Annotated in this window: 15 protein-coding genes; 9 read left to right on the forward strand and 6 right to left on the reverse strand. The window is 59.6% G+C overall.

The features are described from left to right. Nucleotides 1–6 precede the first annotated feature (6 nt). From ilvB to nepI, 9 genes are all read left to right on the forward strand, one after another. Complete coding sequence (gene ilvB, locus AB8818_RS15540) at nucleotides 7–1695, forward strand: acetolactate synthase large subunit (protein WP_192984172.1); 1689 nt, start codon at nucleotides 7–9, stop codon at nucleotides 1693–1695. A gap of 3 nt (nucleotides 1696–1698) precedes the next feature. Beyond that, nucleotides 1699–1986, forward strand: coding sequence for an acetolactate synthase small subunit (gene ilvN, locus AB8818_RS15545; RefSeq protein WP_010426528.1), 288 nt, complete (start codon nucleotides 1699–1701; stop codon nucleotides 1984–1986). An 82-nt stretch (nucleotides 1987–2068) separates the two neighbouring features. Then, the gene (uhpA, locus tag AB8818_RS15550; protein WP_116343630.1) at nucleotides 2069–2662 is read left to right on the forward strand and encodes a transcriptional regulator UhpA; all 594 of its coding nucleotides are present in this window, start codon (nucleotides 2069–2071) and stop codon (nucleotides 2660–2662) included. Next, nucleotides 2659–4164: a signal transduction histidine-protein kinase/phosphatase UhpB gene (uhpB, locus tag AB8818_RS15555; protein WP_192984169.1), complete on the forward strand. Its 1506-nt coding sequence runs from the start codon at nucleotides 2659–2661 to the stop codon at nucleotides 4162–4164. The genes uhpA and uhpB overlap by 4 nt, the downstream gene beginning before the upstream one ends. Beyond that, nucleotides 4157–5476 (forward strand): MFS transporter, encoded by a 1320-nt coding sequence (locus AB8818_RS15560; RefSeq protein ID WP_116343628.1) that lies wholly within the window; start codon nucleotides 4157–4159, stop codon nucleotides 5474–5476. The genes uhpB and AB8818_RS15560 overlap by 8 nt, the downstream gene beginning before the upstream one ends. Before the next feature lie 132 nt (nucleotides 5477–5608). Then, nucleotides 5609–7006, forward strand: a complete 1398-nt coding sequence (gene uhpT, locus AB8818_RS15565; protein ID WP_061096685.1) for a hexose-6-phosphate:phosphate antiporter — start codon at nucleotides 5609–5611, stop codon at nucleotides 7004–7006. A 148-nt stretch (nucleotides 7007–7154) separates the two neighbouring features. Next, nucleotides 7155–8159 carry an alpha/beta fold hydrolase gene (locus AB8818_RS15570; protein WP_116343626.1) on the forward strand — a complete coding sequence of 335 codons (1005 nt, stop codon included), beginning with the start codon at nucleotides 7155–7157 and terminating at the stop codon, nucleotides 8157–8159. A 151-nt stretch (nucleotides 8160–8310) separates the two neighbouring features. Next, nucleotides 8311–8763 (forward strand): DUF1198 domain-containing protein, encoded by a 453-nt coding sequence (locus AB8818_RS15575; RefSeq protein ID WP_008500140.1) that lies wholly within the window; start codon nucleotides 8311–8313, stop codon nucleotides 8761–8763. A gap of 102 nt (nucleotides 8764–8865) precedes the next feature. Beyond that, on the forward strand, nucleotides 8866–10056 hold the full coding sequence (nepI, locus tag AB8818_RS15580; protein ID WP_192984167.1) for a purine ribonucleoside efflux pump NepI: 1191 nt from the start codon (nucleotides 8866–8868) through the stop codon (nucleotides 10054–10056). A 113-nt stretch (nucleotides 10057–10169) separates the two neighbouring features. Here the strand turns inward: nepI and AB8818_RS15585 are convergent, their stop codons facing one another. From AB8818_RS15585 to AB8818_RS15610, 6 genes are all read right to left on the reverse strand, one after another. Beyond that, nucleotides 10170–11075, reverse strand: a complete 906-nt coding sequence (locus AB8818_RS15585) for a DMT family transporter (RefSeq protein WP_192984164.1) — start codon at nucleotides 11073–11075, stop codon at nucleotides 10170–10172. Between the two features lie 145 nt (nucleotides 11076–11220). Further along, nucleotides 11221–12600, reverse strand: coding sequence for a carbohydrate porin (locus AB8818_RS15590; protein WP_116342890.1), 1380 nt, complete (start codon nucleotides 12598–12600; stop codon nucleotides 11221–11223). 136 nt (nucleotides 12601–12736) lie between these two features. Next, nucleotides 12737–13039 carry a PTS lactose/cellobiose transporter subunit IIA gene (locus AB8818_RS15595; RefSeq protein ID WP_192845932.1) on the reverse strand — a complete coding sequence of 101 codons (303 nt, stop codon included), beginning with the start codon at nucleotides 13037–13039 and terminating at the stop codon, nucleotides 12737–12739. Between the two features lie 4 nt (nucleotides 13040–13043). Then, a complete protein-coding gene (locus tag AB8818_RS15600) occupies nucleotides 13044–14420 on the reverse strand; it encodes a glycoside hydrolase family 1 protein (protein WP_192984162.1) in 1377 nt (458 codons plus the stop codon). Between the two features lie 17 nt (nucleotides 14421–14437). Further along, entirely contained in the window at nucleotides 14438–15763 is a 1326-nt protein-coding gene (locus tag AB8818_RS15605) for a PTS sugar transporter subunit IIC (protein WP_116342896.1), read from the reverse strand. A gap of 11 nt (nucleotides 15764–15774) precedes the next feature. Continuing rightward, on the reverse strand, nucleotides 15775–16089 hold the full coding sequence (locus tag AB8818_RS15610) for a PTS sugar transporter subunit IIB (protein WP_116342898.1): 315 nt from the start codon (nucleotides 16087–16089) through the stop codon (nucleotides 15775–15777). Nucleotides 16090–16145: the final 56 nt, after the last annotated feature.

The raw sequence follows: 16145 nt of genomic DNA on the forward strand, positions 1-16145 counted from the left end.
TGGAGCATGGCAAGTTCGGGCACAACATCCACCAAGACGCGTTTTACCGGCGCGCAGCTGATCGTTCATCTGCTGGAACGACAGGGCATCACCACGGTTGCGGGCATCCCTGGCGGCACGGTGCTGCCGCTGTACGATGCGTTAAGCCAAAGCACGCAGATCCGCCACGTGCTGGCGCGCCACGAACAGGGGGCAGGCTTTATCGCTCAGGGCATGGCGCGTACGCAGGGCAAACCGGCGGTCTGTATGGCCTGCAGCGGCCCGGGCGCAACCAACCTGGTCACCGCCATCGCCGACGCGCGTCTCGACTCCATTCCGCTGATCTGCATTACCGGCCAGGTACCGTCCTCCATGATCGGCACCGATGCGTTCCAGGAAGTGGACACCTACGGCATCTCTATCCCCATCACCAAACATAACTATTTAGTTCGCGATATCACCGAGCTTCCTCAGGTTATCAGCGATGCGTTCCGCATTGCGCAGTCAGGCCGCCCGGGCCCGGTGTGGATAGACATTCCTAAGGATGTCCAGACCGCAGAGATCGAGATCGACGTGCTGCCGGAGCCGGGCGAGCGCGCGGCCGCGCCGGAATTCAGCGCTGAGAGCGTGCGCGATGCCGCCGCCATGATTAACGCCGCCAAACGCCCGGTGCTCTATCTGGGCGGCGGGGCGATTAACGCCGCGGATGAAATCCGCCAGTTTGCGGAAAAAGCCAACCTGCCGACCACCATGACCCTGATGGCGCTGGGTATGCTGCCTAAAGCGCACCCATTGTCATTAGGCATGTTGGGCATGCACGGCGCGCGCAGCACTAACTACATCCTGCAAGAGGCTGATTTGCTGATTGTTATGGGCGCGCGTTTTGATGACCGGGCGATCGGCAAAACCGAGCAGTTCTGCCCGAACGCCAAAATCATTCACGTGGATATCGACCGCGCCGAGCTGGGTAAAATCAAGCAGCCGCACGTGGCGATTCAGGGCGACGTGGCCGAAGTGCTGGCGCAGTTGATCCCGCAAACCGATGCAGCCGAGCGCGCCGACTGGCGTCAACTGGTGGCCGATCTGCAGCGCGAGTTCCCGGGCGCCATCCCAACCGAGGGCGACCCGCTCAGCCACTACGGGCTGATCAACGCCGTGGCCGCCTGCGTGGACGACAGCGCGATTATCACCACCGACGTCGGCCAGCATCAGATGTGGACCGCCCAGGCGTATCCGCTGAACCGTCCGCGTCAGTGGCTGACATCCGGCGGCCTGGGCACTATGGGCTTTGGCCTGCCCGCCGCCGTGGGCGCGGCGCTGGCGAATCCGGACCGCAAGGTCATCTGCTTCTCCGGCGATGGCAGCCTGATGATGAACATTCAGGAAATGGCGACCGCGGCCGAAAACCAGTTAGACGTGAAAATCATCCTGATGAACAACGAGGCGCTGGGCTTAGTGCACCAGCAGCAGAGTCTGTTCTACAAGCAGGGCGTGTTTGCGGCGACCTATCCAGGGATGATTAACTTTATGCAGATCGCCGCCGGCTTTGGCCTGCACACCTGCGAGCTGAACGCGGAAGAAGACGCACACGCGGCGCTGCAGGCGGCGATTGCTCGCCCCGGCCCGGCGCTGATCCACGTGCGTATCGACCCTGAACAAAAAGTGTATCCGATGGTGCCGCCGGGTGCGGCAAATACTGAGATGGTGGGAGAATAAGCCATGCAGAAACAACATGATAACGTCATTCTGGAACTCACCGTCCGCAACCACCCTGGCGTCATGACCCACGTCTGCGGGCTCTTTGCCCGCCGGGCGTTTAACGTGGAAGGCATTCTCTGTCTGCCGATTCAGGGCAGCGAGCACAGCCGCATCTGGCTACTGGTCAACGACGATCAGCGTCTGGAGCAGATGATGGCGCAGATCGACAAGCTGGAAGACGTCACCAAAGTGGCGCGCAACCAGTCCGATCCCACCATGTTTAACAAAATTGCGGTGTTTTTCGAGTAAATCGCTTAAGGTAAGCGTCTTTCGCTCTTGTAGGCCGGATAAGCGCAGCGCCATCCGGCTTTTTCAGACCGCAGGAACACACATGACCACCATCGCTCTCATCGACGATCACCTTATCGTTCGCTCCGGCTTTGCCCAGCTTTTAAACCTCGAACCAGATTTTCAGGTCGTGGCCGAGTTTGGCTCTGGCCGCGAGGCGCTGGCGGGCCTGCCGGGGCGCGGGGTGCAGGTCTGTATCTGCGACATCTCGATGCCGGATCTCTCCGGGCTGGAGCTGTTAAGCCAGCTGCCGAAAGGAATGGCGACGATCATGCTCTCGGTTCACGACAGCCCGGCGCTGGTCGAGCAGGCGCTCAACGCGGGAGCGCGGGGCTTCCTCTCTAAACGCTGTAGCCCGGACGAGCTTATTGCAGCGGTGCGCACCGTCTCCACCGGCGGCTGCTATTTAACGCCGGATATCGCCGTCAAGCTGGCGGCCGGAAGGCAGGATCCGCTCACCAGACGCGAACGTCAGGTGGCGGAGAAGCTCGCGCAGGGCATGTCGGTGAAAGAGATTGCCGCCGAGTTGGATCTGTCGCCAAAAACCGTGCACGTCCATCGCGCCAACCTGATGGAAAAACTCAACGTCAGCAATGACGTCGAGCTGGCGCGCCGCATGTTCGACAGCTGGCAATGAGTTCCGCTTTTTCTCGGCTGATCGCCGTCGTTGCCAGCTTTTTTATCTTCTCCGCCGCGTGGTTCTGCCTGTGGAGCATCAGCCTGCATCTTGTCGAGCGCCCCGAGCTGGCGGTGCTGCTGTTTCCCTTCGGCCTGCGTCTGGGGCTAATGCTCCAGTGCCCGCGCGGCTACTGGCCGGTTTTGCTTGGCGCAGAGTGGCTGATGCTGGTCTGGCTGGCGCAGGAAGTTGCCCTCGCGCACCTGCCCTTATTGATGACCGGAAGCGTGCTCACGCTTCTCCCGGTCGCGCTCATTTCCCGCTACCGCCACCAGCGCGACTGGCGCACGCTGCTGCGGCAGGGGGCGGCGCTGATTGCCGCCGCGTTGCTACAATCCCTGCCGTGGATTGGCGAGAAGGAGATGCTCAACGCCCTGCTGCTGACCCTCACCGGCGGCCTAACGCTGGCACCAACCTGTCTCGTTATTTGGCACTACCTCACCAGCACCGTCTGGCAGCCGCTCGGCCCGGCGCTGGTTTCTCAACCGGTGAACTGGCGCGCCCGGCACCTTATCTGGTATCTGCTGCTGTTTGTGGTGAGCCTGTGGCTCCAGCTTGGCCTGCCCGCCGAGCTTTCACGCTTCACGCCATTTTGTCTGGCGCTGCCGATTATCGCCCTGGCCTGGCACTACGGCTGGCAGGGGGCGCTGATCGCCACGCTGATGAACGCTATCGCGCTGATTGCCAGCCAGACCTGGCACGATCATCCCGTAGATTTACTGCTTTCCCTGCTGGCCCAGAGCCTGACCGGGCTGCTGCTCGGGGCGGGCATTCAGCGCCTGCGCGAGCTGAACCAGTCCCTGCAAACCGAGCTGGCGCGCAACCGCCGTCTGGCGGAGCGTCTGCTGGAGACGGAAGAGAGCGTGCGGCAGGAGGTGGCCCGCGAGCTGCACGACGATATCGGCCAGACCATCACCGCCATCCGCACGCAGGCGGGCATTGTTCAGCGCCTGGCGGCCGAAAACGCGGTCGTGAAGCAGGGCGGGGCGCATATCGAACAGCTTTCGCTGGGCGTCTATGATTCCGTTCGTCGCCTGTTAGGACGGCTGCGCCCGCGCCAGCTTGACGACCTTAAGCTTGAGCAGGCGGTACGTTCCCTGATGCGCGAGATGGAGCTGGAAAGCCGCGGTATTGTCAGCCATCTCGACTGGCGCATTAACGAATCTTCGCTCAGCGAAGGCCAGCGCGTGACGCTGTTCCGCGTCTGTCAGGAGGGGCTGAACAACATCGTCAAGCACGCCAGCGCCAGCGCGGTCACCATCCAGGGCTGGCAGCAGGACGAGTGCCTGATGCTGGTGATTGAAGACGACGGCTGCGGCCTGCCGCCGGGCTCCGGCCAGCAGGGCTTTGGCCTGGCGGGCATGCGCGAGCGCGTAAAGGCGCTGGGCGGCACGCTGACCCTCTCCTGCACCCACGGGACGCGCGTCAGCGTCAGTTTGCCGTTAAGGACGTCTCATGTTTAAAACCCCAGCCAGCGCAGCCCCATTAATCAACAAAGCGGAAATCGACGCCCGCTACCGCTACTGGCGTCGCCATATCCTGATTACCATCTGGCTCGGCTACGCGCTGTTCTACTTCACCCGCAAAAGCTTCAACGCCGCCGCGCCAGAAATCCTCGCCAGCGGCGTGATGACGCGTACCGATATCGGCCTGCTGGCGACGCTGTTTTACATCACCTACGGCCTGTCGAAGTTCTTCTCGGGCATCGTCAGCGATCGCTCCAACGCGCGCTACTTTATGGGCGTTGGGCTGATCGCCACCGGCGTGGTGAACATCCTGTTCGGCTTCTCCACCTCGCTGTGGGCCTTCGCCCTGCTGTGGGCGCTGAACGCCTTTTTCCAGGGCTGGGGCGCGCCGGTCTGCGCCCGCCTGCTCACCGCCTGGTACTCGCGCAACGAGCGCGGCGGCTGGTGGGCAATCTGGAACACCGCGCATAACGTCGGCGGGGCGCTGATCCCGATGGTGGTGGGTGCCGCGGCGCTGCACTACGGCTGGCGCGCGGGGATGATGATTGCCGGTGGCCTGGCGATTGTCGCCGGGCTGTTCCTCTGCTGGCGCCTGCGCGACAGGCCGCAAACCGTCGGCCTTCCGCCGGTGGGCGACTGGCGGCACGACGAGATGGAGATCGCCCAGCAGCAGGAGGGCGCGGGGCTGACCCGCAGGGAGATCCTCACCCGATACGTGCTGAAAAACCCGTACATCTGGCTGCTGTCGCTCTGCTACGTACTGGTCTACGTGGTGCGCGCGGCCATCAACGACTGGGGCAATCTGTACATGTCCGAGACGCTCGGCGTGGACCTGGTGACCGCCAACTCCGCGGTGACGATGTTCGAGCTGGGCGGGTTTATCGGCGCGCTGGTGGCGGGCTGGGGCTCGGACAAGCTGTTCAATGGCAACCGTGGTCCGATGAACCTGATTTTCGCCGCCGGGATTTTGCTCTCCGTCGGCTCGCTGTGGCTGATGCCGTTTGCCAGCTACGTGATGCAGGCGGCATGCTTCTTCACCATCGGCTTCTTCGTGTTTGGCCCGCAGATGCTGATCGGCATGGCGGCGGCTGAGTGTTCCCACAAAGAGGCGGCAGGCGCGGCGACGGGCTTTGTCGGGCTGTTTGCCTACCTGGGCGCATCGCTCTCCGGCTGGCCGCTGGCGCGGGTGATCGACGTCTGGCACTGGAGCGGTTTCTTCGCGGTGATCGCCATCGCGGCGGGGATTTCCGCCCTGCTGCTGTTGCCTTTCCTGCACGCGCAGGCCCCGCGCGAAGCCAGCGTGATGTGATGCGCTTCACCTTTTCACCCCGTATGGCGCAAAACTAGGAAATTTTCCCGGTTTTACCTGGACGCTGTCTCAGGCATCTCTCCCGGCTGATTTTTACAATGCTGCAAAAATCAGCTCAGGAGTAAACTAACCATGCTGGCCTTCTTAAATCAGGTGCGCAAGCCGACCCTGGATCTGCCGCTCGACGTGCGGCGCAAGATGTGGTTCAAACCGTTCATGCAGTCCTATCTGGTGGTCTTCATCGGCTACCTGACCATGTACCTGATCCGCAAAAACTTTAACATCGCGCAGAACGACATGATCTCAACCTACGGGCTGAGCATGACGCAGCTGGGGATGATTGGCCTGGGCTTTTCCATCACCTACGGCGTGGGGAAAACCGTTGTGTCCTACTACGCGGACGGCAAAAACACCAAGCAGTTCCTGCCGTTTATGCTGATCCTCTCCGCCATCTGTATGCTCGGCTTCAGCGCCAGCATGGGCGCGGGCTCCGTCAGCCTGTTCCTGATGATCGCCTTCTACGCCCTGAGCGGTTTCTTCCAGAGTACCGGCGGGTCGTGCAGTTACTCCACCATCACCAAATGGACCCCGCGCCGCAAGCGTGGTTCCTACCTCGGCATGTGGAACATCTCCCACAACCTCGGCGGGGCGGGTGCGGCAGGCGTGGCGCTGTTTGGCGCGAACTACCTGTTCGACGGCCACGTGATCGGCATGTTTATCTTCCCGTCGATTATCGCCCTGATTGTCGGCTTTATCGGCCTGCGCTTCGGCAGCGACTCCCCGGAATCCTACGGCCTCGGCAAAGCTGAAGAGCTGTTCGGCGAGGAGATCAGCGAAGAGGACAAAGAGACCGAAGAAAACGAGATGTCCAAATGGCAGATTTTTGTTGAGTACGTGCTGAAAAACAAAGTGATCTGGCTGCTGTGCTTCTCGAACATTTTCCTGTACGTGGTGCGCATCGGCATCGACCAGTGGTCAACGGTGTATGCCTTCCAGGAGTTGAAGCTCTCGAAAGAGGTGGCGATTCAGGGCTTCACCCTGTTCGAAGTGGGCGCGCTGGTCGGCACGCTGCTGTGGGGCTGGCTCTCCGACCTCGCCAACGGCCGTCGTGCGCTGGTGGCCTGCGTCGCGCTGGCGCTGATTATCGCCACGCTCGGCATCTACCAGCACGCCAGCAACCAGTACGTTTATCTGGCGTCCCTGTTCGCGCTCGGCTTCCTGGTGTTTGGCCCGCAGCTGCTGATCGGCGTGGCGGCAGTCGGCTTCGTCCCGAAAAAAGCGATCGGCGCCGCCGATGGAATTAAAGGCACCTTCGCCTACCTGATCGGCGACAGCTTCGCCAAGCTGGGTCTGGGGATGATCGCCGACGGCACGCCGATTTTCGGCCTGACCGGCTGGGCGGGCACCTTCGCGGCGCTGGATGCCGCAGCGATCGGCTGTATCGTCCTGATGGCGATGGTAGCGGTGCTGGAAGAACGTAAAATTCGCCGTGAGAATCGTGCGCAGAAGCAGAAATTGAAAGCGGCCTGAGTGTGCAGGTAACTTCTTTGCCCGGCTGACCGCCGGGCTTTTTTATTTACAGGCTCTACCTTTACCCCGCTTTACACACCCGCTCCTCTCCATGCTCTACAGTGTTTTTGCTGCCGCCATTCGTGCAGCCTTAGAACGGAGAACCTGCATGTTGACCCGACGATTGTCCTGCCTGGCGCTGCTGATGGCGCTGGCGTCCCCCGCGATGGCCGCGGATAACCCTACCTACGGCGAAAAACTGGAAGGTTTTGACTATGGCTGGCCGGTAAAACACTTTGCCTTTACCTCGCAAAACCAGCCTCTGGAAATGGCCTACCTGGACGTTAAGCCGGAAAACCCTAACGGCCGCACCGTGGTGCTGATGCACGGAAAAAACTTCTGCGCCGGTACCTGGGACGGCACGATCCGCACGCTTTCAGCCAGCGGGTATCGGGTGATTGCCCCTGACCAGATCGGCTTCTGTAAATCCACCAAGCCGGAGCGGTATCAGTACACCTTCCAGCAGCTGGCGGATAACACCCACGCCTTGCTCAAATCGCTCGGCGTCGATCGCGTGACGGTCATCGGCCACTCGACCGGCGGCATGCTGGCGACCCGCTACGCCCTCATGTGGCCGCAGCAGGTGGAGCAGCTGGTGATGGTCAATCCGATAGGCCTGGAAGACTGGAAAGCACGCGGCGTGCCGCATATTACGGTCGACCAGTGGTATCAGCGCGAGCTGAAGGTCAGCGCCGACGGCATTCGACAGTACGAGAAAAATACCTACTACGCCGGGGAGTGGAAGCCGGAATACGAGCGTTGGGTAACCATGCTTGCCGGGCTGAACAACGGGCCGGGCAAAACGCGCGTGGCCTGGAACTCGGCGCTGCTTTACGACATGATCTACACCCAGCCGGTTATCTACGAATTTAGCGACCTGAAGATGCCGGTATTATTGATGATCGGCACGAAGGACAACACTGCCATCGGGAAAGATCTCGCCCCACCGGAAATCCGCAAGACGCTTGGCAACTATGCGGTGCTGGGGAAAGAGACGGCGAAGCGCATTCCGCACGCGACGCTGGTGGAATTTAACGACATGGGCCACGCGCCGCAGATGCAGGACCCCGCACGCTTCCACGAGGCGCTGCTGAAGGAACTTCAGGCTCGCTGACTGGTTTCCAGCAACAGCCCGCGCAGCCACGCCTGCGCGGATCTGCTTTCATCGCATTTATCCAGCTTTTTTCGGTTCACTATTCTGGCCGTACCCGCTGTCGACGCGCTGCGTTTCCCGCTATGATGAGCGGCTAGTCTAAGGAGAACGCATGGTCTGGATAATGCTGGCAACGCTTGCCGTGGTCTTTGTGGTGGGATTTCGCGTCCTGACCTCAGATTCCCGCCGCGCCATCAAACGTTTAAGCGAGCGTCTGGGCATTACCCCAATGCCTGTTGAGTCGATGATCGATCAGTTCGGTAAAACGCCGGGCAATGAGTTTATCCGCTACCTTGAGCGCCCGGACGAGGCGCATCTGCAAAACGCCGCGCAGGTGCTGCTTATCTGGCAGGTCTGCATTGTCGACGGTAGCGAAGAGAACCTGCATACCTGGCACCGCCTGCTGCGTAAAGCTCGCCTGGCCGCGCCGATTACCGATGCACAAATTCGTCTGGCGCTTGGCTTTATGCGCGAGATGGAACCTGACCCGCAGGAGCTTAACGCCTTTCAACTGCGTTATAACCAGCTCTTCCTGCCGGAAGAGGGCGTGTTTTACCTGCACTGATCCCCTGTAAAAACGACAAAAGTTGTCAAATCGTTAAATTCGTCACACTTTTGATGATAAACTGCGCGACTTTTCCGCACGTTTTTATCTTCAGGTGACGCCATGACAGAACATATCCAGCCCACGACCAGACCGCAGACCAACGAGGTTTCTCGGCCCAACTGGTCGGCGGTTTTCTCCGTGGCGTTCTGCGTCGCCTGCCTGATTACCGTTGAGTTTCTGCCGGTAAGCCTGCTGACGCCGATGGCGCAGGATCTGGGCATTTCCGAAGGCGTGGCGGGGCAGTCCGTTACCGTCACCGCCTTCGTGGCGATGTTCGCCAGCCTGTTTATCACCCAGGTGATTGGCACCATCGACCGCCGTAAAGTGGTCATTCTGTTCAGCGTGCTGCTGACGCTCTCCTGCCTGCTGGTCTCCTTCGCGGAAAGCTTCACCCTGCTGCTGCTCGGTCGCGCCTGCCTGGGGCTGGGGCTCGGCGGCTTCTGGGCGATGTCGGCCTCGCTGACTATGCGCCTGGTGCCCGCGCGCACGGTGCCAAAAGCGCTTTCCGTTATCTTCGGTGCGGTCTCTATCGCGCTGGTGATCGCCGCGCCGCTGGGCAGCTTCCTCGGTGGGATTATCGGCTGGCGTAACGTCTTTAACGCCGCGGCGGTGATGGGCCTGCTCTGTATCATTTGGGTGTGGAAAGCGCTGCCGTCGCTGCCGGGCGAAGCGGCGCACCATAAGCAGAACATGTTCGCGCTACTCAAGCGCCCTGGTGTGCTGGCGGGGATGACCGCTATCTTCATGGCCTTTGCCGGGCAGTTTGCCTTCTTCACCTATATCCGCCCGGTGTACATGACCATGGCGGGTTTTGACGTTGACGGTCTGACGCTGGTGCTGCTGAGCTTCGGTATCGCCAGCTTTGTCGGCACCTCGCTGTCGTCGCAGTTCCTGAAACGCTCCCTGAAGGTGGCGCTGGCGGGCGCGCCGCTGGTGCTGGCGGCGAGCGCCACGGTGCTGGTGCTGTGGGGCAGCGATAAGTGGGTGGCGTCTGCCATCGCGATTATCTGGGGCTTTGCCTTTGCGCTGGTGCCGGTGGGCTGGTCGACGTGGATCACCCGCTCTCTGGCCGATCAGGCGGAAAAAGCCGGGTCGATTCAGGTGGCGGTAATCCAGCTGGCGAACACCTGCGGCGCGGCCATTGGCGGCGTGGCGCTTGACCATCTGGGGCTGACGTCACCGCTGGTGATTTCCGGTACGCTGATGCTGCTGACGGCGCTGCTGGTGGCGGGGAAGGTTAAGGCGAAGTAGTAAATTTCCCCCCCTCACCCTAACCCTCTCCCCAAAGGGGAGAGGGGACTGCTCGGTACTGTCTTTTCACCCTCGCCCCTTTGGGGAGAGGGCCGGGGTGAGGGGACATCAGGCTACGCCGCTGCCTTAACCCTTCTTCGCGAATCCATCGAAATCAGCACCACCGACGACACGATCAGCAGCGTGCCCAGCCAGTCCGGCAGGGTGAACGCCACGCCCAGCAAAATCACCGACAGCAGCGCGCTGCTCAGCGGCTCGGCGCAGCTCAGAATGCTCGCCTTCGGCCCGCCAATCATCTGCGCGCCTTTCAGGTACAGGCTGAACGTCAGCGCCGTGCCAATCACCACCAGATAGAAAAACGCCAGCAGCAGGCTGCCGTCAATCACGAAAGTGGTGTCGCGCCCGGCGTAGAACGGCGTCAGCATCAATCCGGCAATCAGCATGCTCCAGCCGACAATCGGCAGCGTGCCGTAGCGGGCGATCAGCGTCGACGGATAGGTCGTATAAAACGCGGCGGCAAACGCCGAGGCGATACCGAAGAACAACGCGGCAGGGGAGATGGAGAGCGAGGTCGGGTCGCCATGGGTCACCAGCAGGAAAGTGCCGATCAACGACGTAAAAATCGCTGACAGGACAAATACGCCGGGACGCTTTTTCCGCGCCAGGGCGAACCACGCCACAATGATGGTCGGTGACAGAAACTGCAGCACGGTAGCGGTCGCCGCGTTGGATTTTTCAATCGTCAGCAGGAAGGTAAGCTGCACGGTGAGCGCGCCGACCAGCGAGAAAAACAGCAGGCTGAGGGCGTCCTTGCGGTTTTTGATGACCGAGAAAATCTTGTCGCCGTGAACGAAGGAGAGCGTCAGGAGGATCACGCCGGTAAACAGCAGGCGAACCATGGTCAGGTAAGGCGAAGAAATGTGGCTTTTCTCCATGATGTACTGCGCGCAAACCCCTGAGCTGCCCCATAAAACGGCGGCAATCAGGACGTTCAGCATCCCTTTGCGTGTGGAACCCATGTTCTCCCCTGTTATGTTGTCGTTAATTCGGTCAACAGCATAGCATGGTTGTGTGCGGCCTGATGTCCTCACCCCGGCCCTCTCCCACGGGGAGAGGGAGCAAACACTAAAAACGGCAACGTTGCGTTGCCGTTTTGCTTTTACCTTAGAACCACGCCTCCCACATCGCGCCGACGTTGAAGTCGTCGAGCGTTTCGTCTTTGGTATTGTTCACGCGCGCGGTGCGTTCGTTGTCCACTTTGCCGCCGGTCACGTAGAAGCGCAGCATCGGGCGGAACTCCGGCCCCATGGCGATAGACATGTTCTGCGACAGGGTCAGCTTCCAGCCCTTGTTGTCGCCGCCGTTGTCGTAGTCAACGTGCTGCCAGCCCGCTTCCAGCCAGGTGGAGTGAACGTCGTTCCACCAGTGCATCGGGCGCACGATGGCGTTGTAGTTCTTGCGGTTGTCGGTCTTATCGCGGCTGTTGTCGTAGTCGTGGAAGGCGAGGATGTATTCCACCTGCGTCGCCTGGGTGAATTTGTACAGCCCTTCGAAGCTGGCGTAGACCGTGGTCAGATCCTCGGTTTTGTTGAACACGCTGTTGTCCGCGTTATCGGAGTAGCGGGCAATCACCTTGTTCACGCCGCTGTCGTTAGTGTGGCTCAGCACCACGCCGCCCTGCCAGGCGTTCAGACGCTCGTCGCTCTCCACCGCTTTGGAGTCAAAGCCGTAGTTGGCGTACAGCTCCATGTCGATCGGGCCGAGCTTCATGCCGTGGATTTTCGAGGTTGCGGCGTAGTTGCCTTTATCGCCCGTTCCGGAACCGCCGGTACAGGTGATGCGCGACGGGTTGGCTTCATCTTCCATCACTTCCGGGCTACAGGATTCCACCGCCGCCACGGCGGCCACGTCAAACTGCACGCCACCGATGTCGAAGTTTTTCACCCCGGCGCCCTGGCCGTCGTGGTTCATCCAGAAGTAATCGTTGATGCCCTGCTGCGGACGCTGGTGGAAGTCACGACCGGCCCAGAAATAGGCGTTCGGGTTGGAGGCCATAATGTTGGTCACCCCCGCGTAGGCTTTTTTCAGGTTAACTTCGTCGCCCCAGTGGTCGATCATCACGTTGATGTCCCAGATGGCGCCGTTGTCACCCTTGAAGGCCTTGGAGAGCTGGAATTCCCCGCCGTTACCTTCGTTGCCCAGACGACCAATCGCTGACGCGCCGTTGTAGGAGCCGTCCACCGCCACGTATTTCTGATCGGCGGCCTGGAAGTGCGCGCCGTAGCGGGCGTAGCCGGTAAATTTCACGCCGAACGGGATCGCCATATCCGGGGATTGCGCCGCGCTTTGCGGCTCGGTCACGATGTCCGCTTTTTTCGCGACCGCCGCATCCATTTTGGCCTGACGCTCCGCCAGGGCTTTATCCACCGCTTTCGCCACAATGGCGTCGATTTGCTCCTGGGTAAATTCTTGTGCGAGCACGGAAATTGGGCAAAGCGCGGCGATAACCGCCATGGTTAATGGAAGTTTTTTAATCGTATTCATGGTTATCTCAATATAGTTTAATTTTATTCAGACAATAACCATCCCGCTCCGATCTGACAGAGTATGTCGCTATCATCAGAACAAGTGGATCTCTATTTAGGGTACAGAGGTATTACATTAATTATTTCGCCATAGACTATCTCTGATATAAATGAATAATTTCTTCGGACAGTTCACGCGCTAATAAAGAATTCATTAAATGATCCTGCGCGTGCACCATGATTAACGTCATCGGCTGGCGGCCTTCGCCTGCATCCTGCTCGATCAGTTTGGTCTGCATCTTGTGCGCCTGGCGCGAGTAGCCGTCGGCTTCGCGCAGCAGGCTTTTGGCCTCGTCAAAGTTGCCCTGACGCGCCGCGTGCAGAGCTTCAAAGCACAGACTGCGTGACTGTCCGGCATTGACGATAATTTCCATTACGGCTTCTTCTAGTGCGATCATCTTATTACTCTTTTTCAAAACTATTATTTAAGGCGGTGGCGGCAAACCACTCTCCGCTTTTCTTAATGGTGCGCTGCTGCGTCTCTAAATCGAGCTGGATAAATCCGTAGCGATTTTTATAAGCATTACACCACGACCAGTTATCAATAAACGTCCACATATGGTAACCGAGACAATTGCACCCTTCGCTAATACCCTTATGCAGCCAGGCTAAATGTTCGGAAATAAACTCGATGCGGTACCGATCGTTAATCTGGCCGTTTTCAATAAAGCGCTGCTCATTTTCGACGCCCATGCCGTTTTCAGAAATAAAGCAGCGAGGGTTGCCGTAATTGTCGCGCAGGTTAACCAGAATATCGTAAATACCCGGCTCGTAGATTTCCCAACCGCGGTACGGGTTCATCTTGCGGCCCGGCATCTCGTAGCTATCAAAGAACCACTCCGGCATAAACGGCGCCTGCGGGTTCACCGCGCTGTCGCGACACTTCACGCGACGCGGCTGATAGTAGTTCACGCCGAGCAGGTCGATTTTCCCTTCCGCAATCAGAGCGCTGTCTTCCGGCCTGCAGGCAGGCAGCTGATCGTACGCCTTCAGCAGCGCCACCAGGTCCGCCGGGTATTCGCCGCGCAGCACCGGGTCGAGGAAGCTGCGGTTAAACATCAGGTCCGCGATGTGCGCCGCCTTCACGTCCGCCGGGTTCTGCGAGCGCGGATAGGACGGCGTCAGGTTCAGCACGATGCCAATTTCCCCGGCGTAATGCCCGGCGCGGTAGGCCTGAACCGCCTTCGCATGGGCCAGCACGGTGTGATACGCCACGGTGGCTGCCCGGCGAAAATCCACCACGTTCGGGTAGTGGAAGTCGTACAGATAACCGCCTTCCACCGGGACAATCGGCTCGTTGAAGGTAAACCAGTGCAACACGCGATCGCCGAACAGCTCGAAGCAGATCTGCGCATAGCGGGCGTAAGCCTCCACCACGTCGCGGTTTTCCCAGCCGCCAATCTCCTGCATCGCCATCGGCATGTCGAAATGGAACAGGGTCATAAACGGCGTGATGCCCTGTTCATTCAGCTCATCAATGACCTGATTGTAAAAATCGACCGCTTCCGGATTCACTTCACCGATACCGTCGGGGATCAGGCGCGCCCAGCTAATCGAGGTGCGAAAGCTGTTGTGGTTCAGCTGCTTTAACAGCTGAATGTCCGTTTTCCAGTGCTGATAAAACGTGGAGGTCTGCTGCGGCCCCACGCCGTTGTGAAAACGGTTTGGCTCGCGGGCAAACCAGTAATCCCACGTGGTTTCTCCCTCTCTTGCCCCTTCGGTCTGGAGAGCGGAGCTTGCGCTGCCCCACCAGAAGTTATCGGGAAATGCGTATTTCATGTCCTTTCCTCTTTGACTTAATTACTTGCGGCTTCAGCGGTACCGACGGTTGCCTGGGCTTTCTGCTCTTCGTTTTTCATCAGCGTACGCTCATAGGCGCGCAGGAACGGCAGGTACATCAGCGCGGACATCACCATACAGACCAGGCACATGATCACCGGACTGAGCGCCCAGTTTGCCGCCCACGAGGCACCAATCGGCGCGGGGGTGGTCCACGGGGTCAACGACACAACCTGTGCCAGCCAGCCGAGTTTGGTTGCGCCGTACGCCAGGCAGGCGTTGACCAGCGGAACAAACACGAACGGGATAAACAGCATCGGGTTCATGATGATCGGCGCGCCGAACAGAATCGGCTCATTGATGTTAAAGAAGCTCGGCACAATGCCCATTTTGCCGATGGTGCGCAGATGCGTGGCGCGGCTGCGCAGCAGCAGGAACGCCAGCGGCAGCGTGGAGCCTACGCCGCCAATCAGCAGGTAGTGATCCCAGAAGCCCTGCAGGTAAACGTGCGGCAGCGCTGCGCCAGCGGCCAGTGCCGCCTGGTTTGCGGAGAGGTTTGCCATCCAGAACGGGTTCATGATGCCGGTGACGATCAGCGAGCCGTGGATACCGGCAAACCAGAAGATCTGGCACAGCAGCACGGAGAGCAGAATCGCGGGCAGGGAGTCAGACGCGGACACCAGCGGCTCCAGCAGGTGCATAATTGCCTGCGGGATAATCATTCCGGTCTGTGCTTCTATGAACAAGTTCAGCGGGTGCAGGGTACCAATCACCACCATCACCGGGATCAGGATTTCGAACGAGCGCGCCACGCCGGTTGGCACTTCCTTCGGCAGGCGGATGGTCACGTTGTTCTGCTTCAGCCACGCATAGACGCGGGTGGAGTAGATTGCGGTGATAAGCGCGGTGAAGATGCCCTGGCCGGAGAGATACTGGGTCGAGATTTTGCCGTCGGCATACGGCGCGGCGACCAGCAGGAAGGCCATAAAGGCCAGCAGGCCGGACATCACCGGGTCGAGGTTAAACTGACGCCCCAGGCTCGCCCCAATCCCCACCGAGATGAAGAAGGTCATCACGCCCATGCTGAGGTTAAACGGCAGCATCAGCTGTTCGCGGTAGGTCTGGGAGAAATCCAGCCAGCCGCGGGCGAAGCTGTTGGTGGTATCCGCCGAGAACGGCGGGAAGATGAACACCAGCATAAACGAGCCGATGATCATAAACGGCAGCGCGGCGGTAAAGCCGTCGCGGATGGCAATCACATACTTTTGCTGACCCAGCTTCGCGGCCAGCGGGGTAATTGACTGCTCAATCACCGCGACCATGGATTGATATAACGAACTCATGTGAACACCTTTTAGTGTGCCGCTTTGATGAGCGACAGAGCATAGTCCAGTACTTTATCGCCACGCTGCATGCCGTAGTCCATCATGTCGATGGGCTGCACCGGAATGCCTTTCGTAGCCGCCTTGTCTGAGAGTGTCTGTAACATGTATTTCACTTGCGGTCCGAGAAGTACCACCTGATATTGCGGAAACTGCGTATCAAATTCGGAAACACCGTACGCATCAATCTTTACCGGAACGCCACGTTCTTTCGCGACATCGACCATTTTGCTGACCAACAGGCTGGTGGACATCCCGGCAGAGCAGCACAGCATAATCTTGAACATCGACAACCATCCTCTAAATGTAAAAAGTTATTGCGAGAGTGATTGGACATGATACG

The organism is Enterobacter sp. KB-280D8 (genome assembly GCF_041399405.1).
Lineage (GTDB): Bacteria > Pseudomonadota > Gammaproteobacteria > Enterobacterales > Enterobacteriaceae > Enterobacter > Enterobacter cloacae_N.